The sequence below is a fragment of the Arthrobacter sp. Bi83 genome (assembly GCF_918698095.1).
GTDB lineage: Bacteria > Actinomycetota > Actinomycetes > Actinomycetales > Micrococcaceae > Arthrobacter.
The window spans coordinates 280,565-305,834 of the sequence record NZ_CAKKLY010000002.1 but is presented as its reverse complement, the minus strand read 5'-3'; the positions used below and the strand labels follow the sequence as shown (position 1 = coordinate 305,834).

Sequence of the window (25,270 nt, the reverse complement as noted above, 5' to 3'; positions counted from 1 at the left end):
AGGAAGGCAGACTTTGATGGCGAAGACTGCACAGCAGCCGGTTCTGGTGATCATGGGCGTCTCAGGATCCGGCAAATCAACAGTGGCAGGCGTTGTGTCCGGCAGGCTCGGCTGGGACCTCGCGGAAGGCGACGACCTGCACCCTGCAGCGAACGTGGCCAAGATGCAGGCCGGCCAACCTCTCACCGATGACGACCGTTGGCCGTGGCTGGAAACCATAGCGGACTGGATCCGTCAGCACACCCAAGCCGGCACCCCCGGCGTTATTACGTGCTCAGCCCTCAAGAAGCGATACCGTGATGTCCTTCGGGACGAAAACGTCGTTTTCGTGTTTCTTCAGGGCAGCAAGGACAACATCTCCGGCAGGCTGGCCTCTCGCCACGGCCACTTTATGCCGCCGGCGCTGCTCGAATCGCAATTCGAGGCGCTGGAAGAACCCACCGAGGATGAGAACTACATCTCCCTGTGCGTCTCGGCCACTCCGGCCGAGGAAGCGCAGGAAATCATTGAACGACTGAATCTCACAGCCGCCTCCGCCGCTCCGGATCAGAACTAGGAACTCATTTTGAACTCTCTTATTGCAACGCAGCTACCCGCTGCCGTCGAGGGCTGGACAGGCCACGACACCCAGCTGCTGGTTGTAGCGGGCATCGGCATCGCGCTGATCGTGGTGCTGATCGCCAAGCTCAAGCTGCACCCGTTCCTGGCGCTCGTGCTGGGATCGGCCTTCGTGGGCCTGGCGTCCGGCGTGGAGCTGCCCAAGATCATCACCAACTTCGAAGAAGGCGTGGGCGGAGTGCTCCGGGAGGTCGGCCTGCTGATCGCGCTCGGCGCCATGCTCGGCAAGCTCCTGGCTGACTCCGGCGGGGCCAACCGCGTGGTGGATACGCTGCTGGAAAAGGCAAGCGGGAACAAGGTGGTCTGGTCCATCACCCTCGTGGCCGTGATCATCGGCCTGCCGATGTTCTTCGAAATCGGCCTCGTACTGCTGCTTCCTGTGGTCGTGCTTGTCACCCAGCGCTCCCGGATGCCGCTGATGCGCATCGCCATTCCGGCACTTGCCGGCCTGTCGGTCCTGCACGGCCTCGTTCCGCCCCACCCGGGACCCCTCATCGCGATCAGCGCGGTCAAAGCTGAGCTCGGCACCACGCTCGCCCTCGGCCTACTGGTGGCCATTCCCACCGTGATCATCTGCGGACCGCTGTTCTCGCGCCTTGCCGCCAAGTGGGTTCCCGTAGGCGCGCCGGCGGTGGCCGGCGGCATCGACACCGAACACGGAGCCGACACGACGGGCGTCAAGCGGCAGCCCACGTTCCTCGTCACCCTGCTGAGCATCATCTTTCCCGTGGTGCTCATGCTCGCCAAAGCAGTGGTGGACATCGTCTGGCCCGATCCCGAGACGGCACCCGGAATCCGGACCTTCTTCGACTTCGTCGGCCAGCCCCTCGTGGCCATGACCCTGGCCGTGCTCCTGGCCATCTTCACCTTTGGCTACGCCGTGGGCTTCACCGGCAACAGGATTACCGCCAAGATCGGCGCCAGCCTCGGACCCATCGCGGCCATCCTCCTCATCGTCGGTGCGGGCGGCGGCTTCAAGCAGACGCTGATCGGCGCAGGGGTTGGGGACGCGGTCAAGAAGTGGGCTGAAGGCACCAACATGTCCGTGCTGGTCCTCGGCTTCATCGTGGCCGTTGCGCTCAGGCTCGCCACCGGTTCGGCCACCGTGGCAACGGTGACGGCGGCCGGCATCGTCGCTCCACTGGCCAGTTCGCTGAGCCCCACCCACGCGGCACTGCTTGCCCTGGCCATCGGTGCGGGATCCCTGTTCCTCTCGCACGTCAACGACGCCGGCTTCTGGCTGGTGAAGGAATTGTTCGGGCTGACCGTCGGGCAGACCTTCAAGACCTGGTCCGTCATGGAGACACTGATCTCGGTGGTCGGCTTCAGCTTCGTGATGCTGTTGTCCCTTATCATCTAGCTTCACAGCCGGGACAATCGAAGCCGCGCAGGCCTTGCTCCTACCAATCGGTGGGAGCAAGGCCTGCGCGGCTTCTGTCGTAGGCCAGGCTCTGGTGTGCTCAGGTATTGAGCGGCGCAGCAGCCACGGTGGGAAGCGTCGGCGAGGCGGAGCCCCCCGCAGGCTCCACGGTGATTCCGAGCGAGGCGGCCGTGCCAATCCCCTTGACGACGGCAGGCTTTGACAGGGCCTCAGCATCCATCAGGCCCTCGGAAACAGGAGCGGAACCGTCCTTCGGAATCAGCCACATCTGGTAGACCTTTCCAGGCGGAGGGGCGGGAACGTCCTTCATCCGTACCACCAAGGCGTCCGTCGATGACGATATGGAAACTGTCGCTGTACCGCCGCCACTGACATCCACCGTTGCCTGGCGAACGTCCTGTGCCTCCAGGACCTGCCTCAGCGGATCGTTCTGGTTGGCCACGTAGGCCCCGACTCCCACACCGCCCAAGGCGATGACTGCAGCAGCCGCGACACCGATCAGCCAGTTCCGCACACCGGGGGACCGGCGTCGGACTTCACGGCGTTCGCGTGCAGCGGCAAGCTCGTCCGCAAGCGGCAGCTCGTCCTCAACCGGCGGCTCTGCCGGCGGAGCTTCCGCGCGCTCCGCTGCAGGCTTCGCGGGAAGCTGGGCGACTATGCGCTCAAAGAGATCTGCCGGAGGTTCTTCCTCCACGGTGAATGTCGTGGCCAGTGATTCCCTGGCCTGGCGAACCCGTTCCTGGAAGGACGCCCGTTCCGCCTCCGGAGCCGCCCTGACGTAGGCTTCGATGGCCTGACGCTCTTCATCAGTCACGGCGTCCAAGGCGTAGACCTCGGCAAGTTCAACGGCGCGGCCGGCGGTCAGGTCAGTGGAAATGTCGGCAGCGAACGCCCGGGGCAGCTGTCGCCCGTTGGCATCATGTGTTTCGTTCATTTCAACTCACCCCCAGACAGGTCTTCAATCGGATCAGTCCGTCGCGGATGCGGGACTTGATGGTCGGTATGGCCGCATTCAGCTTTTCGGCGACCTCGCGGTAGGTGAGCCCGCCGTAATAGGCCAGCCGCACGGACTCCTGCTGTGTTTCAGTCAGTGTGTCAAGGCACCGGACCACGGCTTCGGCCTCCAGCCGGCTGCCCACCTCGTCAGACACGGAATCGTGGTCGATGTCCTGGCTGCTGGCGCCGTACTTGGCCTCGCGGTCGTTGGCGGACTGCGAGGACCGCACCTTGTCCACAGCACGCCGGTGCGAGATGGTCATGAGCCACGCCAGGGGGCTCCCGCTTGCAGCGTCGAACTTGCCGGCAATCTGCCACACCTGCAGAAAGACCTCCTGCGTCGTGTCCTCGCTGAGCTCCGGATCGATCAGGACGCGCCGGGCCATGCCGTAGACCCGGCGTGAGGTCAGCCGGTAGAACTCGGCGAAGGACGCCTGATCGCCGCCGGCAATGCGCTCCAGCAGTGCCGCCAACTGGCGGTTAAGATCGACGGCGGTGCCGGGCGGGGCCGGGGCGTCAAAGTTCGGCGCGTTGGGAGTTTCCATCACAGTCAAGCATAGGTCTCCGGGAGCCGATCCCTGAGCAGTTGCGCCGGATACGGCAGCATCGTGCTGGGCAAAACGCAGGGTCGGTTGGCCCGAATGTACTGTTTTCACCTGCCGCTCCTCATGCCCGGGGAATGTGTTCAGGAGTGATTCGGTGCGGGAGGTGCGGCGGATGGGTGTGACAGGTAAAAATGCCCGGTAAAAACCTGGATGACCCGCACAACAGGTGTGCGCCCGTGGGAAGGGTCCCGGATCAGAGTTGCGCGCCGGCGAAGCCGTGCTGCCGCCAGGCTTCGTACACGGCGATGGAGGCGGCGTTCGCCAGGTTCAAGGACCGCAGTGAGGGCAGCATGGGGAGCCGCACCCGGGACGTCACGTGGGGATCGTTCTTCACATGCTCGGGCAGCCCAACCGACTCCGGGCCGAACAGCAGGACGTCGCCCGGCAGGTATGAAATGTCGGTGTAGGACAGTTCGCCGTCGGAGGTGAAGGCGAAGACGCGTTCGGGCTGCAGGGCCGTCCAGGCCGCCTCAAGGTCCGGATGGACTGTCACGACTGCAAGATCGTGATAGTCCAGGCCGGCGCGGCGCAGCTTGGCATCCGAGAAATCGAAGCCCAGCGGCTCCACGAGGTGTAGTTCGGCGCCGGTGATGGCGGCAAGCCGGATGGCGTTGCCGGTATTGCCGGGAATTTCAGGGGTGTGGAAGAGGATGCGGAACACCGTTCCATCCTAACGCCGGGAAAATGCCGGGCCGGCGCCGGGTCAGTGCATCCCCCTGAGCAGCCTGGCAAGCACCGGGACGTTGACAGTGTTCGGCGCGGGCCCGCCGGCCAGGAACTGCTTGAGGCCCCTGGCGAGACCGGCTGCGTTGACCACCTGAACAACATCGGAGGAGCCGCGGGACCGGCGGTGGTGATCGATGACGGGTTCGTGAAGGTTGCCGTCCGGGCTGTGGACCACTGTCCACCCCGTCACGTTCAGTTCGGGGAAGATGTCCTGCATTGCCCAGACCACCTGGGTCAGCTGCGGGGGAGCGATTGACCGGCCGCCGTGGTTAAGCGTGCCGCCGTCCCAGGCATAGGCGCCTTTGGGCAGGAGCATGGATCCGATCAGGGCAAGCCGGTAGCCCGAGAGCAATGCGTGATCGATGTGGCTGTTGTCCGCGGGAGACTGCAGGCCATTGATCAGCCGTGCCGCCGGGATCGCAGGCAGAACCTGCCGGCTGATGAGCTGAACGGTCCGCAGCTCGCGCTGGATCCGGGCTTCGGCGCCGAAGATGCCGCGTTTTCTCGGCATCCCATGGACCTGCCGGCTGGCCACGTCGAACGGGACAAGTGGGACGGCGCCTGGGGCGTCAAAGGGCGGCACGTAAATGGGCTCGTCCCCCGAGGTGTTCCGGGGAGTTCCCGGCCTGTGGATCGTCGCGGAGGCATGGCTTCCGGCCGCCGGTGCATCAAAGTGTGCCTCGTCCGCGCCTTCCCTGTTCCGGTGCCGGGGTCCGCCGGCGTAAGAGCGGTCATAGGCCGCCCTCCGCCGGGGGTCGATCAGGGTTTCATACGCCAGGGTGACTAGCCGGAACGTTGCGGCGTCACCGCCGTGATCGGGATGCGAGGCCCTTGCCGCCCGGCGGTAGGCCACCTTGATCTCCCTGTCCGTCGCGGTCACGGGGACGCGGAGTACCTCGTAGTGGGAGCTGTTGCCCTCGGTCAAGCACGGTCCTTCGGTTGATGTTGCCAGCGCACTCACGCCGCCCGGTCAGCCAAGCATATCGGCCGGCCATGCCGGACTAGTCAGACAACGTCCGTGGCTGTGTCCAAGGTTCCCGGCGGCAATGGAGCGCCCCCGCGGCCGGGTCCACATCGAACGGCCCCGGCGGCAATGGAGCTGCGCCCAACGGCCCGGCACTTAGAGGGAGGGGCGGCCCCGTCTAGACTTTTGCGAAGGCCCGTAGTGCGCGGGGGACGAGCCGCACGCCGCATCCGGGTGCCGGCGACAATTGGAAGGTGGAGATGGCCGAGGTGCTATGCGCTTTGCGGCGAGGCAGTCTGAGAAGCCGTGACCGACGTCGCCCCGGTCCGGGGCAACTGGCTCCCGGGCGCAGGGCTCAAGCACGTCGGGCGTGGGTAGTGGTGGCTGCAGTAGTGGCCGCGGCGTTTCTCGGCGGCTGCAGCGTGCGGGTGCCGGACCCGGCCGCCCCGGACACGGCACCCGCCACCCGCCAGCCCGCCACCCCTACGGTCTCACCGGGTCACGACGCCGGCGCCGTCGCCGCGCGCAGCATGCCCTTCTCGGCAGGGTCCACGCTCGCCCGCGGCGTTCCCGTGCAGTTGTCCGACGGTCTGGCTGACGCGCCGGGCTGGCGGCGGGCAGGGAACGGCTCCGGAGGCGCCAGTGAGTACCGGAAATCCGACGGCTGCCTGGCCGCGGCCAAGGTCCGGATCAATCAGTGGCCGCTGGTAGCAGGCAACGACAGGGAATCGACAGAGGGGCTTTTCGCCTATCTCGATCCCACCATCCTGCCGAAATACCTAACGCCGGCATCGCTTCGCTGGGGCGGAGAACCGGGCAGGCAGGGTCCGACCGTGGATGTCCTCGTCCTTGAGCGTGCCGCTGTATCCAAGGGCACCACCGGTGCCGTGCTGGCCAGGGTATTCGGGAAGGCGGGTTCATCCGTTTTTGTGGCCATCTCATGCCCGACGGCGTCAGCGCTCACCGCCGCAAAGACGGACGTCGCGCGCTGGCTCACCGTCGTGCCGCCTGCCGAGTAACAGCCGGACCCCTGCCGTGCTGCGCGTGGTGAGCTATGCGCTAGCGCGGTCAGGGGTCTCAGGCTGTCGGGTCAGGGCTGTGGGCGTTCACGCCATGCTTTGTTACGCCGTGGACCTTTGCTACGCCGAGGACCGGAGGCCGGGGCGAAGCTACTTTCGGGCGGCCGTAGCGAGCCGGTTGAGCGCCAAGGCCCCCACCAACAAGCCGAAGTCGCGCAGCGCGACGTCGTAGAAGTTGCCGAGAATGAGCAGGTTCACGATGATGCCCAGCAGCCACGCAGCCACCACCAGCGAACCGATCCGTGGGCGGAACGCCACGAGCACCCCTGCAACAATTTCGATGATCCCCACCACGTACATGAAGGTCTGCCCGGACACGGGGACCACCGACGTCGCGACCGGGGCGAGGTAGCCCGTCCAGTCCGTGAGCAGGTTGAAGAATTTGTCCAGGCCAAACAGGATCGGCGCCACCGTAAAGACGGTTCGCAGGAGCAGGAAGGCCTGCCGGGCAGTGTCCTGCGCCAACGCTCCGGTCCTTGTGGCGTCGTTTGCAGACGGTTTCATCACTGGGGTTTTCATGACACGCTCCTTCTAAAAGTAGATAACTTGATTTTAGACCCGGCGTGGACATTTAAGCAACGGATCTTGTTTTTAGAGATACGCTTGAGTCATGACCCGTGAACCAACCACAAAGCTGTCGTGGGCAGCGCGGCTTGCCGCCCTCACGTCACTGGGTGATGCCACCCGGCGGCGGCTTTTTGAGTTCGTCGCCTCATCGCCTTCAGCGGTGGGGCGCGACGACGCAGCCGGCGCCCTCGACCTGCCGCGCAGCACGGCATCCTTTCACCTGGACCGTTTGGTGCGGGATGGCCTGCTCGCCGTCGAATTCAGGAAGCTTGGCGGGAAGGCCGGCCCCGGTTCGGGCCGCCCGGCCAAGCTGTACCGCCCGGCGCTTGACGAAGTCGGAGTGTCGGTCCCGGACCGGAGTTACGACCTCGCCGGGGAGCTCATGGCGTCCGCAATCGAGGCGTCAATGTCTGGCCAGGGTTCCGCCCACGAAGCACTCGTCGCCACGGCCCACTCCCGCGGCCGTGCTTCGGCTGAGCGCGGGGCCTCCCTGGAGGAACTGCTGACCGAAACCGGGTACCGGCCGACGCCCGACGGGCAGGGGGGCATTGTGCTGATGAACTGCCCCTTCCACCGGCTCGCTGACGGGCATGCGGACGTAGTCTGCGCCATGAACGGCGCCTTCCTCAGTGGCGCCGCCTCCGCCTGCGGTGTGCCGGAGGAGAAGGTGGAAGAGGATCGGACCTCTGGACGCTGCTGTGCCAGGATCAGGCCGTAAGGGGCTGTTTTCGCGCCCGAAGGGCCCGAACGTGCCGCAGGGCCGCGGGTAGAATTGATCCTGTGCCTGCTTACCTGGACCATGCCGCCACCACGCCCATTGCCGCCGAGGCTCTGGCCGCGCTGACCCGCGAACTGGCCCGGACCGGAAACCCGTCGTCCCTCCACGGTGCCGGACGCCGCGCCCGGCGTTCCGTTGAGGATGCACGCGAAACCATCGCCGCAGCCGCTGGAGCGCACCCGTCTGAGGTGATCTTCACCTCGGGCGGCACCGAGGCCGACAACCTCGCCGTCAAGGGCCTCTATTGGTCCAGGCGCAGCGACGACCCAGGCCGGCGGCGGATACTCTGCTCCGCCGTCGAGCATCATGCCGTCCTGGACACCGTGGAATGGCTGGAACGCCACGAAGGTGCCGAGGTCGCCTGGCTTCCGGTGGATTCCGACGGCGTGCTGGACCTTGAGGCGTTTGAGGCCGAACTCCTGCGCGATCCGCAGTCGGTTGCCCTCCTGACGGTCATGTGGGCCAACAACGAGGTTGGCACCGTCCAGCCCATCCAGCGGGTCGTGGAGCTTTCCCACCGCGCAGGGGTGCCTGTTCACTCCGACGCCGTGCAGGCCTTCGGCTCCGTGCCCTTGGATTTCAAAACTTCCGGCCTCGACGCCATGTCCATTTCCGGGCACAAGATCGGCGGCCCCGTGGGCGTCGGCGCCCTGATGCTGGGACGCGCCGTGAAGCTCACCCCGGTGCAGCACGGCGGCGGCCAGGAACGGGACGTCCGCTCGGGCACCCTGGACACCGCGTCGATCGCCGCCTTTGCGGCAGCCGCTGACACAGCAGCCAAGAATCTCCGCGAAGAATCAGCACGGATAGCGGCCCTCAGGGACAGGCTCATTGCGGGGGTCCACGAAGCCGTTCCTGCGGCGGTGTTACGTGGAGCGCCCGGGGCGGGCCGGCTTCCCGGGAACGCGCACTTCACTTTTCCAGGCTGCGAAGGGGATTCGCTGCTTTTCCTGCTTGACCTTGCCGGCGTGGAATCGTCCACCGGATCTGCCTGCACCGCCGGTGTCCCACGCCCGTCCCATGTCCTGCTGGCCATGGGGTTGGACGAGGAAACCGCCCGCGGTGCGCAGCGCTTTACCCTCGGCCATCCGTCGACGGAAGCGGATGTGGACGCGCTCCTGGCTGCCCTGCCGGGAGCCTACTCCCGCGCCCGGCAGGCCGGGATGGCCGGCCATGAGTCATCCATCCAGACCGCTGCCACTGTTGCCCGTCAGGCGTCCGGCATCAGCTGATCAAACGGGACCGCCGGGTCGGCCAGCGTTTCGGCAGCCACCTCCGAGCGCGCGGAAATGAGGGCCTTGATGGTCTTCTGCGCGCTTGGCTTGCTGGACCGTGGCCAGTTGACGCTCATGCCTGCCACTACGCGTCCTTCCCGTTGCCAGAAAGCGACGAACTCCTTCGACTCCAGGGACCCCCGGAGGACGGGAGCGGCGCCTGCGGCAAGAGACGGGAAGCCCGAATACTCCATGCTGACGTCAAACTGGTCTGTGTAAAAGTACGGGATGACGTCCAGGGCGGCGTCGTGGCCGAGCATGGATTTTCCTGCGACCTTGCCGCCGTTGAGCGCGTTGGCCCAGTGTTCACTGCGGATGTGCTCGCCCGTGAACGGATGCAGGGCATTGGCCACATCGCCGGCAGCGAAGATGTCGGGGGCGCTGGTCCGCAGCGACGCATCGGTGAGAATGCCGTTCCGTAGCTCCAGGCCGGCCGCGCCGGCCAGTGCGGTGTCCGGAACGACCCCGACGGCGATGACCACGATGTCCGCCGGCAGCTGCTCGCCCGAATCCGTGAGCACTCCGGTGACTTTGCCCGCGTGCCCGGTGATTTCACGTGCCGACGCCGGCAGCCGGAAGTGCACGCCGTTGCCCTCGTGCAGGGCCCGGAAGAACCGGCCCAGCTCAGGGCCAATGGCGCCGCCGAGTGGAACCGCCTCCAGCCCAAGAAGCGTGACGTGGTTCCCGTAGCTGCTGGCCGCTGCTGCCAGCTCCATGCCAATCCAGCCCGAACCGATCAGGACAACATTGCGGCCACCGTCCGCGAGCAGGTCCCGCAGGTGGCGGCTGTCATCCAGCGTCCGGAAGGTGGTGACGCCGTCGAGTCCGGTGCCCGGCAGCTGAAGGGGCCGGGGGAGTGCCCCTGTGGCGAGAAGCAAGGCACCGTAGTGCTGCGATCCGCCGTCCGCATAACGGACGGTGTGGCTGACCGGATCAACCTCGGTGACGGGAACGCCGAGGCGCAGGCTGACATTGTTGTCCGCATACCAGTTCTCCGGCACCACCTCCACGTCGTCCTCCCCCGCTTTTCCCAAGAGGTATTCCTTGGAAAGCGGCGGTCTGATGTAGGGGTAATGGGACTCCGCCCCGGCAATTGTGATCTGGCCTTGGAATCCTTCAGTGCGAAGTGTGCGGGCGGCTGTGGCGCCGGCCAGTCCCGCCCCCGCAATAATGATGCTCTCAGGGGTCATGATCAGCTCGATTCGTCCGGCGGGCCACTGCGCCCGCGCTCTAAAACCATTGCCTTTGACTTTAGAAGGGACGCCGGGAACCGTCAAGGTCCCGGACGTCAGGAGAAGATGGGCCGCCACGGCGATTCAAGCCCCGATTCCGTCGGGCGGTAGAATAGACGGGCAAGCGGCGTGTCAGCGGGTTCACCACCCTGACTTGCTGCACCGGCCTGAAGGCCGGATTGCCGTGAACAGCCTACAGAAAGCCGACATGCGAGTTTTAGCAGCCATGAGCGGCGGAGTTGACTCCGCCGTTGCCGCCGCCCGCGCCGTTGAGGCGGGGCACGACGTCGTCGGGGTTCATCTTGCGCTGTCCCGGATGCCCGGCACCCTGCGCACGGGAAGCCGGGGCTGCTGCACCATCGAGGACTCCCGAGACGCCTGGCGCGCGTGCGATGTCCTGGGGATCCCCTATTACGTCTGGGACTTTTCCGAGCGGTTCAAGGAGGATGTGGTCCAGGACTTCATCGATGAATACGCTGCCGGCCGGACGCCCAACCCCTGCATGCGCTGCAACGAACGCATCAAGTTCGCCGCGCTCCTGGAAAAGGCAATCGCCCTGGGCTTCGACGCCGTGTGCACGGGCCACTACGCCAAGGTCATCGAAGACTCGGACGGCAACCGTGAACTACACCGTGCCGCGGACTGGGCCAAGGACCAGAGCTACGTCCTTGGTGTGCTCACGCACGAACAGCTCAAGCACTCGATGTTCCCGCTCGCGGAAACCCCGTCCAAGGCCGAGGTGCGGGCCGAAGCGGAGAGGCGCGGACTGTCCGTGGCCAACAAGCCTGACAGCCACGACATCTGCTTCATCCCCGACGGCGACACGGCCGGCTGGCTCGCGGAGAAAATCGAGATGACCACCGGCGACATCGTTGACGAAACCGGGTCCAAAGTCGGCGAGCACCCGGGGGCCAATGCCTTCACGGTCGGCCAGCGCCGCGGTCTGAAGCTGGGCACGCCGGCAGCCGACGGCAAGCCCCGGTTCGTGCTGGAAATCCGGCCCAAGGAAAACAAGGTCGTGGTGGGACCCGAGGCGCTCCTGGCCATCGATGAGATCCGCGGCATCAAGGTCTCCTGGGCTGGGCTGCCCATCAGCGAAGTGGACACCGGTGCCGAATTCGACTGCTACGCCCAGGTCCGCGCGCACGGCGACCCCGTTCCTGCGAAGGGCCGGGTAGAGCGGATTGCCGATGACGGCGGCCTCTCTCGGGACGGCCTCGTGGTTACGCTGACGGAGCCCCTGCGCGGCGTCGCGCCCGGGCAGACCGTTGTGCTGTACCAAGGCAGCCGGGTTCTCGGCCAGGCCACGATCGACACCGCGCGCTCGATGCAGCGCGCCGAGCTGAACTAACGCGCCCTCTGGATTGATCTCTCAACTCCGGACCATGTAGCGGCCGGCGGATTTCCGCCGGCCGTTTTTTCGTACCCATGAGTAGGTCCGGAACCCTGACCCACCCAATTATGGTAAATTTTGTGTCTCATCTCACAGGATGCAACGTTTCACCGGGCAACCGTCTGGTTCAATCAAGGCATCAGGACTGCGTGTCGCCCGCACAATTCATGCCGGGCCGCGCGCGCAATCATCGAACAGAAAGTTCACAGATGGCAATGAACAAAAAAGCCTTGCAGGGCGCTATCGCGTTCGCAGGCATTTCCGCTTTCGCACTGACTGCCTGCACGGGCCCCTCCGGCGGCGGCGGAACATCCACCGGCAGTGCTGGCGGTGGCACCATCACGTACGGCACCACGGACAAGGTGGTTACTCTCGATCCTGCGGGTTCCTATGACGCCGGCTCCTTCATGGTCATGAACCAGATCTATCCGTTCCTCATGAACTCCAAGCCCGGATCAGCGGAGGCCAGCCCCGACATCGCGGAGTCCGCCTCCTTCACGAGCCCCACGGAATACACCGTGAAGCTTAAGCCGGGCCTCAAGTTTGCCAACGGCCACGCGCTAACCTCTTCGGACGTCAAGTTCTCCATCGACCGCGTTGTCAAGATTGCGGACCCCAACGGGCCGGCTTCGCTGCTCTCGAATCTGAAATCGGTGGCAGCCAAGGATGATTCCACGGTCGTCTTCACGCTTAAGGCGGCGAACGACCAGGTCTTCCCGAGCGTCCTCGGTACCAACACCGGCCCCATCATCGATGAGGAAGTCTTTCCGGCAGACAAAGTCATGGGCGACGACGACATCGTCAAGGGCAAACCCTTCGCCGGCCAGTACACGATCGAGAGCTACAAGAAGAATGAGCTTGTCAGCCTCAAGGCCAACCCGGACTACAACGGCCTGCTCGGCAAACCCGCCAATGACGGCGCCAACATCAAGTACTACGCTGACTCCAACAACCTGAAGCTGGATGTGCAGCAGGGCAACATCGACGTCGCCGGCCGCAGCCTCACAGCCACCGACGCCGCCGACCTGGAAAAGGATTCCAAGGTCAAGGTCCACAAGGGCCCGGGCGGCGAGCTGCGCTACATCGTGTTCAACTTTGACACCATGCCGTTCGGTGCAAAGTCCGCGGATGCGGATCCCAAGAAGGCGCTCGCAGTACGCCAGGCCATGGCCGACATTGTCGACCGCGACGCCATCGCCACCCAGGTCTACAAGGGCACTTACCTGCCGGCGTACTCTGTCGTCCCGGATGGACTGCCGGGTGCAGCCCAGCCTCTCAAGGAAATGTACGGTGACGGCAACGGCAAGCCGGATGTTGAAAAGGCCAAGAAGGCCTTCGCCGACGCCGGTATTTCCGGCACCGTCAACATCAAACTGCAGTACAACCCGGACCACTACGGTAAGTCTTCCGGCGACGAGTACGCCATGGTCAAGGAACAGCTGGAGAAGTCCGGCCTGTTCAAGGTGGACCTGCAGTCAACCGAGTGGGTCACCTACTCCAAGGCACGCACCGCGGATGCCTACCCGGTCTACCAGCTTGGCTGGTTCCCGGACTATTCCGACGCCGACAACTACCTCACGCCGTTCTTTATCCCCGGCAACTTCCTGAAGAACCACTACGAGAACCCGGCTGTCACCGACCTCGTCAAGAAGGAACTGGTCACGGCTGACAAAGCCGAGCGCGAAAAGCTTCTGGGTGACGCGCAGACCGCCGTCGCCAAGGACCTTTCGACGTTGCCGTTGCTGCAGGGCGCTCAGCTCATGGTGGCCGGCGCGGATGTCAAGGGCGTGGAACAAACCCTTGACCCGTCGTTCAAGACGCGTCTCGGCGTGATCTCCAAGTAGGACCTGACCCCATCAGGTCCTGTCCAGCTTAGGAGGCGGGACGCCCAGCCGGCGTCCCGCCTTTTCTGCTGGATGCACAGTAGATCCGGGGCGCCACGGTGCCCCGGAAACGTCAACTTTAGGTAAGAATGACTACTCTGATTGAGGCGCCGCCAAGCGACGCCGACGGCCTACTGCCGTCAAAGAAAAAATCGGCCGGCGGGGGACTTGGCCAGTACATCATGATCAGGTTCCTGCTGATCTTTCCAACTATTTTCATCCTGGTCACCATGGTGTTTTTCCTGATGCGGATCACCGGCGATCCCATTACGGCAGCCATGGGCGGCCGGCTTCCACCGGAACAGCTGCAGGAGCGGATCCATGCCGCGGGCTACGACCGCCCCCTACTGGTGCAGTACTTCGAGTACCTCGCCCAGCTCATCACCGGCAATTTCGGCACCACACTCTCCGACAACCGCAAGGTGACGGAGATGCTCGCCACCTACGGTTCGGCCACGCTTGAACTGACGATCAACGCCCTGATTGTGGCGCTCCTGGTCGGCATACCTTTCGGCATGATTGCAGCGCACCGCCGCGACCACATGCCCGACGCCGTGCTGCGTGTGTTCGCGATCCTCTGCTACGCCACACCGGTCTTCTTTTCGGGACTTCTCTTCAAGCTCACTTTCTCGGTCTGGCTCGGCTGGTTCCCTGTTGCAGGGCGTGCCAAGACATCCAGCGAACTATCGCTCACAGCGCTCCAGGCGCCTACCGGGATCTATTGGCTTGATGCGGTCCGAAGCGGGAACATGGCCGCACTGGGAGACGTGCTGGCGCACGCCGTGCTGCCAGCGCTCGCCCTGGGGCTCCTGACGGCCGGGATCTTCCTCCGGCTGGTCCGTACGAACGTGATCGGTACTCTCGGCAAGGACTACATCGAGGCGGGGCGTTCCCGCGGAGTCAGCGAATTCAGGCTGGTCACCAAGCACGCCTATAAGCCGGCGCTGATCCCGATCATCACCGTGATGGGCCTTCAGATCGCCGTGATGCTTGGCGGGGCAGTCCTCACGGAAAAAACCTTCGAGTGGAAAGGCCTGGGCTTCCAATTGGCCAATTACCTGACCGCCCGCGACTTCGTGGCGGTGCAGGGCATCGTGGTGTTGCTGGCCGTCATCGTGGCCGTCACCAACTTCATCGTGGACATCGTGGCCGCGCTGATCGATCCCAGGGTGAGGTACTGACATGAGCACACCTACTCCGGTGTCGTCCACCGTCCACCGCAGGGTGCCCCTGTTCAAGAGGCTCCCTGTCATTTCGCACTTCAACAAGAGCGTGGGGCTGCAGCGCACGATGCTCGTCATCGGCCTCGTCCTGACCGGGCTGTTCCTCCTCACGGCGATCTTTGCGCCGCTCGTGGCACCCTACGGCTTTGCCCAGCTCTCCGACAACGACGGCAGCTTTCCCACGCAGGACCCGCCGGGTGGCAAGCATCTGTGGGGAACGACTGTGGGCGGATACGACGTGTTCTCCCGCGTCATTTGGGGTTCGCAGACTGCCATCTTCGTGATCGTCGTGGCCGTGGTGCTGTCCATCTTCGCCGGCGTCATCCTGGGCCTGGTGAGCGGTTACCTCGGCGGCTGGCTGGACCGCATTCTTGTGGTCGTCGCGGACGCCATTTACGCGTTCCCCTCCCTCCTGGTGGCCATTGTCATGGCGATTGTCATCAGCGGCGGCGAGTCGAACCTGTTCGGGGGCGTCCTGGCGGCGGCCATCTCAATCACCGTGGTGTTCATTCCGCAGTACTTCCGGGTCATCAGGGCGGAGACGATACGCCTCAAGGCTGAACCGTTCGTCGAATCGGCCAAAGTGGTGGGCGCTTCGAATGTCCGCATCATGAGCCGACACATCTATCGCAACGCCACCAGGACGCTGCCGCTGATCTTCACCCTGAATGCCTCCGAGGCGATCCTGACTCTGGCGGGTCTTGGCTTCCTGGGGTTCGGCATCGAGCCCAGCTCGGCCGCGGAATGGGGCTTCGACCTCAACAAGGCGCTTGCTGACACAACTTCCGGCATCTGGTGGACGGGAGTGTTTCCCGGTCTGGCAATTGTGTGGACAGTGCTTGGCCTCACGCTGGTGGGGGAGAGCATCAACGACCTGAACGATCCACGCCTTCGCGGACGCAAGAGTGCCGGCGGCAAAGGCAGCGGACCGGACCCCACAGCGGTAGCCCAGGCGGCCCTGCAAGCAGAGGTGAGATAACTTTGAGCATCGACATAGGTTCAGTGTCCGACCGGCACGAGGCCAGCGGCAGCCCTGTTCTTGAGATCGAGAATCTCAAGGTCACTTTCGCTACCGACGGCGGCGACGTATACGCCGTCAAGGACGTCAGCCTCGAGGTGAAGGCCGGCGAGGTCCTCGCCATCGTGGGCGAATCCGGCTCCGGCAAAACCGTCACCGCCAAGACCATCCTCGGCCTGCTTCCGGAAACGGCCACGAGCGGCGGGGCGGTGCTGATCAACGGCAACAACGTCATCAGCGTCAGCGCGGCCAAACTCAGGCAGATCCGTGGACGTGACGTGGCGATGGTCTTCCAGGAGCCGTCCACGGCCCTGAATCCCGTCTTCACCGTGGGCTGGCAAATCGCAGAGGGCATCCGTGCCCACGCGGGCGGCGGGCAGCGGGTATCCGCCAAGGAAGCCAAGACCAGGGCCATCGACGCCCTCCGGAAGGTGGGGATCCCCGATCCGGAGAACCGCGTCAACTACTACCCGCACCAGTTTTCCGGCGGGCAGAAGCAGCGCGTGGTCATTGCCGCAGCGCTGGCCCTGAATCCCGGACTGATCGTGGCGGATGAGCCCACCACTGCATTGGACGTCACGGTCCAGGCGGAAATCCTCGAGCTTCTGCGGGATCTTCGGGACAAATACGGAACGGCCATCGTGCTGATTACGCACAATATGGGGGTCGTCGCCGATCTCGCCGACCGCGTCGTGGTGATGTACCAGGGCGACGTCGTCGAAGAAGCCCCGGCGAAGACGCTGTTCGCCGAACCCCGGCAGGACTACACGAAGAAGCTGCTGGCAGCCGTCCCGCACCTTGGCCGGAACTCGGCTTCGGAAGGGATGACTGAGCGGGCGCACCAGGGCGGGAAGGTCCTGGTCGAGGCCAAGGACCTGACCATCGAGTACCCCGGCCGGCTGGGTACGCCTGCCTTCAAGGCTGTGGACGGTGTCAGTTTCACAGTCTCCGAGGGGGAGGTCTTTGGCCTTGTGGGCGAATCCGGCTCGGGGAAGACCACCATCGGCCGTGCCATCGCAGGCCTCAACCGGACCACCGGCGGAAGCCTGAACGTGCTGGGCTACGAGATGCTCAACCTCAAGGAGCGGACGTTCAAGCCGCTGCGCAAGGAAATCGGGTTCGTCTTCCAGGACCCGGCCGCATCGTTCAATCCGCAACTGACCATCGGGGATTGCGTGGCGGAACCGCTCATCATCCACACAAACCCAACCCCGGCCCAGGCACGCAAGCGCGTTGGCGAGCTGCTCGAATCAGTCCAGCTGCCGGCGTCGTACGCTGACCGCTTTCCGCACGAGCTGTCCGGCGGGCAGCGCCAGCGGGCATCGCTGGCCAGGGCCCTGATCCTCAACCCGAAGCTGCTGATCGCTGACGAGCCGACGTCTGCGCTGGACGTTTCGGTGCAGGCGAAGGTCCTGGAGCTGTTCAAGGAAATCCAGCTGGAGTTCGGGTTCGCTGCACTGTTCATCAGCCACGACCTCGCAGTGGTGGACATGCTCTCGCACTGGGTAGGTGTGCTGTACAAGGGCAAACTGGTTGAGCAGGGGATCGGCCACGACGTCATGGGTGCGCCGCGGCACGACTACACGAAGCGGCTCATCGCCTCGCTGCCCGTGCCTGATCCTGCCGAGCAGGCGAAGCGGCGGGAAGACCACCGCACCCTCCTGGGCATCTAGCCCGGCGGTCAGGGACTGGCAAGCGTGCCCACTCTCCACAGCGGAGGGCGGGCACGCTTTGTCTTGCTGGGGTCATCCTTGTGCCTTAGCCGGTGACCACCTTGATGTTGAACGCATTGTTGTTGCCCTGCGTCAGAAAAATCCGGAGCCACAGCGGCAGCCACATTTCCATCCCGCGGGCGGCGTCCAGGGGTCCCAGATCCTTGATGTGTTCCGCCCGCCAACCGAATTCCGCGAGCAGCCGCGCCACCACTTCCTTGGCTTCAGGGTCGTCGCCGGCCAGAAAGGCGTCGTGGTCGCCGCCGGCCAGCCGCTCCGGGGCCACCATGACGTCGGCGCGCATGGTGTTGAGGGCCTTGACCACCCTGGCCGTCGGGAACGCCCTTTGGATGGTTTCCGCGAGGCTGTCCGTATTCGATATGGAGAGCGACGGCGGGAAACCCGCCGAATGGTCCAGCGGATTGGCCACGTCGATCAGCACCTTGCCGCCCAGGTTCATGGTGCTCGCGGCCGCGAGCACTTCGAGTGACACAGCGCCTGGTGTGGCGTTGATAACTACCTCACCATCCGCGGCTGCATCGAAGAACGTGGCGGCCTTCGCGAGCGGGCCGGCACCGGCAGCCCACTCCACTGCTGCCTCGTTCGTGGCCGACCGAGAACCGAGCGTGACGCTGTGCCCAACCTCCACCAGTCTGCCTGCCAGGGTTCTGCCCACAATGCCCGTGCCAAGAACTGCGATCTTCATGCCAACCTCCATCGTCGGTGTGTTGCGGAACACTTACATTCTCCGTCCGGCGGAGGCCGGTGCGGGCGCTTAACACCGGCGGAGTTCCCGGCTCTGCCCATAGACTGGAACCATGACCGAGCTAAACCATGATCTGCCTGACACTGAGTCCTACGACCCCGCCGCGAGCTCGCTGGCCGGGCACGTGGATCCCGAAGTGATGGCGGAGCTGTTGTCGATCCGGTCCAGCATCGACAACATCGATGCAACCCTCGTCTACCTCCTGGCGGAACGGTTCAAGGCGACGCAGAAAGTGGGCTTCCTCAAGGCGGCCCACCGGCTTCCCGCGGGCGACCCCGGCCGGGAAACGGCGCAGATTGCACGGCTGAGACGGCTCGCGGAAGATGCCCAGCTTGACCCTGCCTTCGCGGAAAAATTCCTGAACTTCATTATCGGCGAGGTGATCCGCCACCATGAGGCGATCGCCGAGGACCATCTCAATGCCGCCGCGCGGGGTACTAACGGCCAGGCCGATGCCGTCCGGCCGGCCGGCCCGGTCTCCGGCCCCTCAACACCGCTCAACGCCTAAGCCGTGCCTGCAGCAGAAGAGGCGCAGCAGCTCCAGGTGACTGCCACCGCGCTGGGCCCATGGCCGGGGCATGATCCGGTTGAGGCCGCCCGCATCATCCGCGGCGAACTGGGCAGCCCGCATCTTCCGTTCCTCGCCGAACTGCCGGACCGTGGCGTCGGCGCCGACGCCATAGGGCGCACGGCGTCCCTGCTCGTGGAGATGGCGGTGGACGTCCAGCCCTACGGCTGGCGCATTGTCGACCGGCCCGGTCGCGATCTCACCAGGGCGAGGTCGGCGCTCTCCACGGACATCAACGTGCAGGCGGATGTTGCAGGGGCAGAGGACACCCCGGCGGCTGAATTCAAGGTTCAGCTTGTGGGCCCATTGAGCCTGGCCGCCGGACTGCACCTCCACAACGGTGAGCGGGCCCTGATTGACTATGGCGCACGGCGCGACATCGCAGCCTCCCTTGCTGCCGGCGTGGGGGAGCACCTTGGACGCGTGGCCAGCGCTGTTCCGGGCGCACGGCTCGTAGTTCAGCTGGACGAACCGGATATCGCGTCGGTACTGGCCGGCACCATTCCGACGTCCAGTGGTTACCGGACGCTGCGCTCCGTCGCCGGCCAGGAGGTGGCGGATCTTTGGCGGGTAGTGGTGGATGCCCTCCGGGCCGCCGGCGCCGCCGAGACTGTCATTGCCGTACCGGAAATCGAGGCGCCGTTTGAACAGATTCTCGCCGCCGGTGCCGACGGGATAGCCGTTCCGCTCAAGGCACTGACGTCACGCCAGTGGGAACAGCTGGCCGAGGCCGTCGAAGCCGGCAAGCGGCTCTGGGCCGGTGCCCTGGCAGTGGAGAACCCTGCCTCTGAATTGCCGAGGGCCGCGGAGGTCGCAGACGCGGTGTGGCGACCTTGGCGGCAACTTGGGCTGCCGGCGGCGTCGTTGGGCACGCTCCGGATCACCCCTTCCGCGGGACTTGAGGGGTACGCGCCGTCGGGTGCTTCAGCGGTGCTCACCCGGCTGACGCACGCGGCCGATGCCCTGAACCAGCTCGCATTGGGCTGAACCCGCAACCGGGCTGAACCCGTCACCGGACTGACCCGCAACCGGACTGACCGCGGACCGGCAAGAAACCCGGACCGGGCAGAACCTGCAACGCGGCAGGGTTTCTCGGGCGGTCAGCTCCGCTGCTCCCACCGGTCCGGCGCGGCGTACGGTGGAAGGAATCCAGGCGCTGAAGTGCCGTCCGGATAGGACTCGAGCCTGTAGTCGAAGCTTCCGGCGTAGACCAGGACGAGGCCGATCTGGGGCTGGATGACCTTCACCTGGATCCGGTGGCGGCCATAGTGGCCCGCCGAAGCGTCCCACCATTGCTCGGCATAGGCTTTTGCGTCCAGCGACGCCGGCAGCGGCAGGCGCAGCGGCCCCAGGAACAGCCGGGACGCATCGGAGATACCCCGGAGCCTGCCCTCGGGCGTGGCGCTGAGGTTCAGGTCGGTGACCAGCCGGCGATATCTGCCCACATAATCCACGAGCTGCGGCCGTCCCTCCGCCCCGCGGGCGGTCGGGGAGCGCACGCTTGTCGTGTCCTGGAAGATCCTGGTGCGGCCGGGGAGGAATATCTGCCGCCGGGCTGTCAGGCTGGACCGGCCGAACGGGTCGAGGTGCGCGTGGTTTTCTATCCGGAATGGCACGCGCTCGCCGTATTCGGGAAAAAATGCCTGCTCCCCGGATGTGATCCGCAGCAGTGGGCTCAGCCAGCGTTGCCGGCAGCCCACGACATCGAAGATGCCTTCACCCACGCCATAGCGGCCTGAACCGGGCGCCAGCGAAAAGTAGTCCTGCAGCTCCGGCTGCAACCTGGCGAAGCCGGCGCCCATGGCCTGTTCGTAAATCGGCGTGTTCACGGGGACCTCCTGATGGGCGGATCTGTCTGGCTGAATCCTAGCGGCTGCCCGCATCCCCGGACGGAATCGATGTGCGGTCCTGCGCCGCCGCCATGCCGAGGATCCCGTCAATAAGACAAAGCAAGGGCAATAAGGGAATATATAACTATGAAGGCACGCATTCTGGTAGTTGATGATGACGAGGCGTTGGCTGAAATGATCGGCATTGTCCTGCGCAATGACGGCTTCGAGCCTGTCTTTTGCGCGGACGGCGGGCAGGCCTTGGAAGTCTTTCGCTCCTCGAAGCCGGATCTTGTGCTGCTGGATCTGATGCTCCCCGGGACCGACGGTATCGAAGTGTGCCGGCAGATCCGTGCGGAGTCCGATGTTCCCATCGTCATGCTGACTGCCAAGTCGGACACCTCGGACGTCGTCCGGGGCCTGGAGTCCGGCGCCGACGATTACGTGCCTAAGCCCTTCAAACCCGCCGAACTGGTGGCCCGTGTCCGGGCGAGGCTCCGGCCCGGCGACCAGAAGGCTCCGGAGACGCTCCGCATCGCGGATATCACGATTGACGTCGCAGGCCACGCGGTGAACCGCGGCAGCGAACGGATTTCCCTGACGCCCCTGGAGTTCGATCTTCTGGTAGCCCTGGCCCGCAAGCCCTGGCAGGTGTTCACCCGCGAACTGCTCCTTGAGCAGGTCTGGGGTTACCGCCATGCGGCGGATACCCGGCTGGTCAATGTCCATGTCCAGCGGCTGCGGTCGAAGATTGAACGTGATCCGGAAGCACCGGAAGTAGTATTGACGGTTCGTGGTGTCGGCTATAAAGCAGGTTCCTGAACCCCAGGGCCAGAATCCCTCTGACGCCCCGGAGGGTAGCGGCACCGGCGCCAAGGCGCCGGATTCCGTGGCGCCGGGACGCCCTGCGACTGACCTTGAGGGGACCGGCTCCGATGTCACCGGCGCCGCTGAAACTGACGGCGTAGTGACCGCCGCGGACAGTTCCCGGAAGCCCCATTCTCATCCGGCTCCGGAGCATACTGACGCCCTCGCAGCCAGCCTCGCCCGGTTACCGTCGCAGGCCCGGATCTGGCGGCGGCGGGCACTGATCGTCTCACTCCGGGTTGCGCGCCTGGTGCGTAGCGGACTGGACAGGGTTTTCCCCGGCATCCGGTTCCTGCTGTACTCCTTGCAGCGAAGGTGGCGGCGTTCGCTGCAGTTCAGGACAGTCCTGACGACACTTCTGCTTTCGATGAGTTCATTTGCGATCGTCGGGGCGTACCTGTCCAACCAGATTGCCAACAACCTCTTCCAGGAACGCCTGACCCAGGCGGAGTCCGAAACCCGCTACAACGTCAAGCAGGTGCAGGACACGTTCGACGGCGCCCAGGTCACCGACCAGTCCAGCGTGATCACGCTTGTCTACGACACCCTGAATGCAGTTGAGGGCAAGGGCTCGGTGATCCAGCGCCGATACGTGTTTGAGGCGATGCCCGAGCAAACCAAGCCCCGCAACCGCTGGGTCGAGTCCCGGGCATCTGACCAGCTAACGGTCAGTGTCATTCCCAAAGAGCTCCGGGCCGCGGTGCAGGATTCCGGCAAGGAGCAGTTCTGGGCGTCCACAGAGTTCCCGGTGGGAACGGAAGACCGCCCGGGTATCGCCGTCGGCAACAAGGTGACGTTCAACGGCACCGTCTACGAGCTGTATCTGATCTACGATCTGAACACGGCGCAACAGACACTGAACGAGATCCAGAACGTCCTGTGGGCTGGCGGTGCAGCCCTGATCCTTATGATCGGCGCCATCGCGTGGTACGTCACCCGGAACGTTGTTAGCCCCGTCAGCCATGCGGCGGTAGTGTCCGAAAAACTCGCCGCCGGACAGCTGCAGGAGCGGATGGTGGTCAAGGGTGAGGATGAAGTGGCGCGTTTGGGAGCGTCCTTCAACCACATGGCGGCCAGCCTCCAGGAACAGATCACCCAGCTCGCAACACTGTCGCAGATGCAGCAGCGCTTCGTTTCCGACGTCTCCCATGAGCTCCGGACCCCGCTGACCACCGTGCGCATGGCAGCTGAGGTGTTGTACGACGCCCGCCACGATTTTGACCCTATTAACAAAAGGTCCGCGGAGCTGCTGTACAACCAGGTGGAACGGTTCCAGTCGCTGCTGGCGGACCTGCTCGAGATCTCCCGGTTCGACGCCGGCGTCGCCATGCTGGACGCCGAAGCCACAGACATTGTTCAGCTCATTGCCCACGTAATGGAGGGAGTAGCTCCCGTTGCCGAAGAGTACGGTTCGGGCATGACACTCAATGCGCCGGAGGGAAGCATCGTGGTGGAAATGGACGCCCGGCGCATCGACCGCATTCTGCGGAACCTTGTGCTGAATGCCCTGGAACACGGGGAGGGAAAGCCGGTCAACATCTCGGTGGCGTCCAACGGCACCGCAGTGGCTGTCACCGTCAGGGACCACGGGATTGGCATGAGTCCGGCTGAAGCGGCGCGGGTCTTCGACCGCTTCTGGCGCGCCGATCCCGCCCGGGCCCGGACTACGGGAGGCAGTGGCCTGGGCCTGTCCATCGCGACGGAGGACACGAAACTCCACAATGGCTGGCTCCAGGCGTGGGGCAGTAAGGGCGCCGGCTCCAACTTCCGGCTGACCCTGCCCCTGAAGCAGGGCGACACGATCACGAAGTCGCCGCTTCAGCTTGAGCCGGCGGAGGTTGGCCTGACCTCTTCCACCGACCACACCGTGCTCGTGCTGGGACACAGCGTGCCTGCAGCGGCTGATCCGGGCGAGCCCCACGAAGCCGCGCAGGTGATTGAAGCTGTTCAGGCCGGCGAAACGTCGGCGCGCGAAGCAGCCGGCACAAGGGAGAGGCCATGAGCGGCAGGGCACTGTGTGGCAGGGGCATCCTGGCAACCATTTTCGCCGTCGTGCTTCTGTTTGCGACGTCCTGCGCCCAAATCCCGAGATCGGGACCCGTCGGGAAGAGTACCGACGAGAGCGCGGGAAATCCGAATGCCCCGGTATTTTTCCCGGTGGCGCCCCGGACGGGCTCAAGTCCCGAAGCGGTCATCGAGGATTTCTATCTTGCGGGCAGCGGCTACGAGGACGACTACGCGGTGGCCCGGCAGTACCTCACCCAGGCCTCTTCGGTCGCTTGGAAGCCTGACCAGCGGACCCTGGTGTTCCGATCGGAGCAGGTGGTAAAGACCGGCGTCGAGGGTGTCTTCAACTATGAACTTGACGTTGCGTATTCAGTGGATTCCGACGGCGTCGCCACCCAGATGCCGGCGGGAACCAGGGAGAGCATCCCGGTCACACTGACCCAGGTCGACGGGGAATGGCGGATTTCCAAACTTCCGGACGGCACCGCCATTCCCGAAGAGACATTCAAGGTCATTTACGGTGCCTACCCGATCTACTTCTACGATCCCGCCTTCACCTACGCCGTTCCTGATGTGCGATGGTTCATCAAGAAGAAGACCGTCAAGTCGATGACGAGTGCCCTGCTCGCCGGCCCCGCGCCCTATCTCAAGGGCGCCGTGGTCAGTGCCTTCCCGTCAGGCATGAAACTGGCGCGGGAGTCGGTTCCGGTGGTCTCAGGAGCGGCCCAGGTGGACCTGTCAGCCAAGGAACTCACCGAAGCCTCCACCGAGGACAGGCTCCGGATGCAGACCCAGCTGGCCCTGACGTTCCGCAGCCAGCCGGATGTCATCAATGTGGAGCTAAGGGCCAATCAGGACCTTGTGCGTGTTGAAGATAATGGGACGGTGCTGCCGCCGGTCCAAAACAGGAATGCCCCGGCACGCCAGATCGCCGTCAGCAACAACGAGTTGGTGCGCTACGAAAACAACAGGATTTCTCCGCTTCCTGACATGCAGTCCGTTGCGGGCCTGAAGCCGCGGTCGCCTGCAGAGTCGCCGGTTTCGCAGTCGGTGGCCTTCCTGGACGGCAGCCGCAGCACACTGTATTCCATGGTTCCCGGGCAACCCCCGAGGGCCCTGATCACGCGGAGCACGCTGTCCCATCCGTCGTTCAGCCTGCATGACTGGGTCTGGACCGCGGGACCCGGAGTGCAAGGGGTCACCGAGCTCACTGCCTTCCGTCCCACCGGGATAGCGCAAGCTGCCTCCGTGCCGTCGGTGACACTGGCTCCCTCCTGGCTTGCGGGCCGTACGGTCAAGGATTTCCGCGTCTCCCGCGAGGGCGTCCGGGCGCTGGTTATTTCCGAGCAAAACGGTTCCACCCGGGTCCAGGTGACAGGCATCATCCGCAGCGCGGACGGGACTCCCAAGGAACTGACGGCCCCGATCACGCTGCAGGCCAGTGACAGCCCCAACCAGGGCGTCTGGGTCAACGACACGACCGTTGCGGTGATGAAGGGCGCCGCCTCTGCGAATGTCACCCCGGAGCTGCTTTCCCTCACCTCGCCCCAGCCCCAGAAGCTGGCCCCGTGGCCAGGCTTGGTTGCTCTCAGCGCCGGCAACGGACCCGAGGAGATCTTCGCGCAGTCCGCGGACGGCGTCTTCCAGCGGCTCGGAAATGGTTGGTCCCCTCAGCTGAAAGGACCCAAGGACCCCTCGTTTCCCGGCTGAGTGATTCGACGGGTTTTCCACAAACGGCCCTTGGTTTCTTTCCCGGCGCCGCCATTCAAGGGACGCTTGCTGTG

The 25,270-nt window shown here is 64.9% G+C and carries 23 protein-coding genes; 15 read left to right on the top strand and 8 right to left on the bottom strand.

Features of this window, described 5'->3' with window-relative positions; translation table 11 throughout:
- The first annotated feature begins 16 nt into the window (after positions 1–16).
- Complete coding sequence (locus LQ144_RS02850; protein ID WP_230117033.1) at positions 17–556, top strand: gluconokinase; 540 nt, start codon at positions 17–19, stop codon at positions 554–556.
- A 9-nt stretch (positions 557–565) separates the two neighbouring features.
- Positions 566–1,978 (top strand): gluconate:H+ symporter, encoded by a 1,413-nt coding sequence (locus LQ144_RS02845; RefSeq protein WP_230117032.1) that lies wholly within the window; start codon positions 566–568, stop codon positions 1,976–1,978.
- 100 nt (positions 1,979–2,078) lie between these two features.
- Here LQ144_RS02845 and LQ144_RS02840 read toward each other — a convergent pair whose 3' ends face one another.
- From LQ144_RS02840 to LQ144_RS02825, 4 genes are all read right to left on the bottom strand, one after another.
- Positions 2,079–2,933 carry an anti-sigma factor gene (locus LQ144_RS02840; protein WP_230117031.1) on the bottom strand — a complete coding sequence of 285 codons (855 nt, stop codon included), beginning with the start codon at positions 2,931–2,933 and terminating at the stop codon, positions 2,079–2,081.
- 1 nt (position 2,934) lies between these two features.
- Complete coding sequence (sigK, locus tag LQ144_RS02835; protein WP_230117030.1) at positions 2,935–3,540, bottom strand: ECF RNA polymerase sigma factor SigK; 606 nt, start codon at positions 3,538–3,540, stop codon at positions 2,935–2,937.
- Between the two features lie 253 nt (positions 3,541–3,793).
- Positions 3,794–4,261: a tRNA (cytidine(34)-2'-O)-methyltransferase gene (locus LQ144_RS02830; protein ID WP_230117029.1), complete on the bottom strand. Its 468-nt coding sequence runs from the start codon at positions 4,259–4,261 to the stop codon at positions 3,794–3,796.
- Positions 4,262–4,303: 42 nt separating this feature from the next.
- Positions 4,304–5,251: a J domain-containing protein gene (locus tag LQ144_RS02825; RefSeq protein WP_230117028.1), complete on the bottom strand. Its 948-nt coding sequence runs from the start codon at positions 5,249–5,251 to the stop codon at positions 4,304–4,306.
- 416 nt (positions 5,252–5,667) lie between these two features.
- On the opposite strand from LQ144_RS02825, the gene LQ144_RS02820 reads away from it, so the two are divergent.
- A complete protein-coding gene (locus LQ144_RS02820) occupies positions 5,668–6,309 on the top strand; it encodes a hypothetical protein (protein ID WP_230117027.1) in 642 nt (213 codons plus the stop codon).
- Between the two features lie 150 nt (positions 6,310–6,459).
- Here LQ144_RS02820 and LQ144_RS02815 read toward each other — a convergent pair whose 3' ends face one another.
- A complete protein-coding gene (locus LQ144_RS02815; protein WP_230117026.1) occupies positions 6,460–6,888 on the bottom strand; it encodes a hypothetical protein in 429 nt (142 codons plus the stop codon).
- Between the two features lie 91 nt (positions 6,889–6,979).
- Between LQ144_RS02815 and LQ144_RS02810 the strand changes: the two genes are divergently transcribed.
- Both LQ144_RS02810 and LQ144_RS02805 read left to right on the top strand, forming a co-directional pair.
- Positions 6,980–7,654, top strand: a complete 675-nt coding sequence (locus LQ144_RS02810; RefSeq protein ID WP_230117025.1) for a helix-turn-helix domain-containing protein — start codon at positions 6,980–6,982, stop codon at positions 7,652–7,654.
- Between the two features lie 62 nt (positions 7,655–7,716).
- Complete coding sequence (locus tag LQ144_RS02805; protein WP_230117024.1) at positions 7,717–8,946, top strand: cysteine desulfurase family protein; 1,230 nt, start codon at positions 7,717–7,719, stop codon at positions 8,944–8,946.
- Here LQ144_RS02805 and LQ144_RS02800 read toward each other — a convergent pair.
- Positions 8,925–10,178, bottom strand: coding sequence for an FAD-dependent oxidoreductase (locus LQ144_RS02800; protein ID WP_230117023.1), 1,254 nt, complete (start codon positions 10,176–10,178; stop codon positions 8,925–8,927). The genes LQ144_RS02805 and LQ144_RS02800 overlap by 22 nt on opposite strands.
- Before the next feature lie 250 nt (positions 10,179–10,428).
- Here LQ144_RS02800 and mnmA point away from each other — a divergent pair, with 250 nt between their 5' ends.
- The 5 genes from mnmA (at position 10,429) to LQ144_RS02775 (ending at position 17,410) form a co-directional block, all read left to right on the top strand.
- Positions 10,429–11,571, top strand: a complete 1,143-nt coding sequence (gene mnmA, locus LQ144_RS02795; RefSeq protein WP_290369700.1) for a tRNA 2-thiouridine(34) synthase MnmA — start codon at positions 10,429–10,431, stop codon at positions 11,569–11,571.
- A 251-nt stretch (positions 11,572–11,822) separates the two neighbouring features.
- Complete coding sequence (locus tag LQ144_RS02790) at positions 11,823–13,457, top strand: ABC transporter substrate-binding protein (RefSeq protein ID WP_230117022.1); 1,635 nt, start codon at positions 11,823–11,825, stop codon at positions 13,455–13,457.
- A gap of 128 nt (positions 13,458–13,585) precedes the next feature.
- Positions 13,586–14,677 (top strand): ABC transporter permease, encoded by a 1,092-nt coding sequence (locus LQ144_RS02785; protein WP_230117021.1) that lies wholly within the window; start codon positions 13,586–13,588, stop codon positions 14,675–14,677.
- A gap of 1 nt (position 14,678) precedes the next feature.
- Complete coding sequence (locus LQ144_RS02780) at positions 14,679–15,698, top strand: ABC transporter permease (protein WP_230117020.1); 1,020 nt, start codon at positions 14,679–14,681, stop codon at positions 15,696–15,698.
- A gap of 2 nt (positions 15,699–15,700) precedes the next feature.
- The gene (locus LQ144_RS02775) at positions 15,701–17,410 is read left to right on the top strand and encodes an ABC transporter ATP-binding protein (protein WP_230117019.1); all 1,710 of its coding nucleotides are present in this window, start codon (positions 15,701–15,703) and stop codon (positions 17,408–17,410) included.
- 85 nt (positions 17,411–17,495) lie between these two features.
- On the opposite strand, the gene LQ144_RS02770 is transcribed toward LQ144_RS02775, so the two are convergent.
- The gene (locus tag LQ144_RS02770; RefSeq protein WP_230117018.1) at positions 17,496–18,155 is read right to left on the bottom strand and encodes an NAD(P)-binding domain-containing protein; all 660 of its coding nucleotides are present in this window, start codon (positions 18,153–18,155) and stop codon (positions 17,496–17,498) included.
- Between the two features lie 112 nt (positions 18,156–18,267).
- Here LQ144_RS02770 and LQ144_RS02765 point away from each other — a divergent pair, with 112 nt between their 5' ends.
- Both LQ144_RS02765 and LQ144_RS02760 read left to right on the top strand, forming a co-directional pair.
- Positions 18,268–18,723: a chorismate mutase gene (locus LQ144_RS02765; RefSeq protein ID WP_230117017.1), complete on the top strand. Its 456-nt coding sequence runs from the start codon at positions 18,268–18,270 to the stop codon at positions 18,721–18,723.
- Positions 18,724–18,726: 3 nt separating this feature from the next.
- Positions 18,727–19,770 carry a hypothetical protein gene (locus tag LQ144_RS02760; protein ID WP_230117016.1) on the top strand — a complete coding sequence of 348 codons (1,044 nt, stop codon included), beginning with the start codon at positions 18,727–18,729 and terminating at the stop codon, positions 19,768–19,770.
- A gap of 113 nt (positions 19,771–19,883) precedes the next feature.
- Here the strand turns inward: LQ144_RS02760 and LQ144_RS02755 are convergent, their stop codons facing one another.
- A complete protein-coding gene (locus tag LQ144_RS02755) occupies positions 19,884–20,612 on the bottom strand; it encodes a DUF4166 domain-containing protein (RefSeq protein ID WP_230117015.1) in 729 nt (242 codons plus the stop codon).
- A 147-nt stretch (positions 20,613–20,759) separates the two neighbouring features.
- On the opposite strand from LQ144_RS02755, the gene mtrA reads away from it, so the two are divergent.
- Genes mtrA through LQ144_RS02740 form a run of 3 tightly spaced genes read left to right on the top strand, consistent with a single transcriptional unit; the run spans position 20,760 to position 25,196 of the window.
- Positions 20,760–21,434 carry an MtrAB system response regulator MtrA gene (gene mtrA, locus LQ144_RS02750; RefSeq protein WP_230117014.1) on the top strand — a complete coding sequence of 225 codons (675 nt, stop codon included), beginning with the start codon at positions 20,760–20,762 and terminating at the stop codon, positions 21,432–21,434.
- Positions 21,406–23,481: an MtrAB system histidine kinase MtrB gene (mtrB, locus tag LQ144_RS02745; RefSeq protein ID WP_230117013.1), complete on the top strand. Its 2,076-nt coding sequence runs from the start codon at positions 21,406–21,408 to the stop codon at positions 23,479–23,481. The genes mtrA and mtrB overlap by 29 nt, the downstream gene beginning before the upstream one ends.
- Positions 23,478–25,196, top strand: coding sequence for an LpqB family beta-propeller domain-containing protein (locus LQ144_RS02740; RefSeq protein ID WP_230117012.1), 1,719 nt, complete (start codon positions 23,478–23,480; stop codon positions 25,194–25,196). Before mtrB ends, LQ144_RS02740 begins: the two co-directional genes overlap by 4 nt.
- Positions 25,197–25,270 lie beyond the last annotated feature (74 nt).

Bases quoted from the DNA above. Each gene is read 5' to 3' on its own strand.
- LQ144_RS02815 (WP_230117026.1), bottom strand. From the start codon at position 6,888: ATGAAAACCCCAGTGATGAAACCGTCTGCAAACGACGCCACAAGGACC.
- LQ144_RS02740 (WP_230117012.1), top strand. From the start codon at position 23,478: ATGAGCGGCAGGGCACTGTGTGGCAGGGGCATCCTGGCAACCATTTTC.
- LQ144_RS02770 (WP_230117018.1), bottom strand. From the start codon at position 18,155: ATGAAGATCGCAGTTCTTGGCACGGGCATTGTGGGCAGAACCCTGGCA.
- LQ144_RS02765 (WP_230117017.1), top strand. From the start codon at position 18,268: ATGACCGAGCTAAACCATGATCTGCCTGACACTGAGTCCTACGACCCC.
- LQ144_RS02780 (WP_230117020.1), top strand. From the start codon at position 14,679: ATGAGCACACCTACTCCGGTGTCGTCCACCGTCCACCGCAGGGTGCCC.
- LQ144_RS02840 (WP_230117031.1), bottom strand. From the start codon at position 2,933: ATGAACGAAACACATGATGCCAACGGGCGACAGCTGCCCCGGGCGTTC.
- LQ144_RS02785 (WP_230117021.1), top strand. From the start codon at position 13,586: ATGACTACTCTGATTGAGGCGCCGCCAAGCGACGCCGACGGCCTACTG.
- LQ144_RS02850 (WP_230117033.1), top strand. From the start codon at position 17: ATGGCGAAGACTGCACAGCAGCCGGTTCTGGTGATCATGGGCGTCTCA.
- sigK (WP_230117030.1), bottom strand. From the start codon at position 3,540: ATGGAAACTCCCAACGCGCCGAACTTTGACGCCCCGGCCCCGCCCGGC.
- LQ144_RS02810 (WP_230117025.1), top strand. From the start codon at position 6,980: ATGACCCGTGAACCAACCACAAAGCTGTCGTGGGCAGCGCGGCTTGCC.
- mtrA (WP_230117014.1), top strand. From the start codon at position 20,760: ATGAAGGCACGCATTCTGGTAGTTGATGATGACGAGGCGTTGGCTGAA.
- LQ144_RS02800 (WP_230117023.1), bottom strand. From the start codon at position 10,178: ATGACCCCTGAGAGCATCATTATTGCGGGGGCGGGACTGGCCGGCGCC.
- LQ144_RS02790 (WP_230117022.1), top strand. From the start codon at position 11,823: ATGGCAATGAACAAAAAAGCCTTGCAGGGCGCTATCGCGTTCGCAGGC.
- mnmA (WP_290369700.1), top strand. From the start codon at position 10,429: ATGCGAGTTTTAGCAGCCATGAGCGGCGGAGTTGACTCCGCCGTTGCC.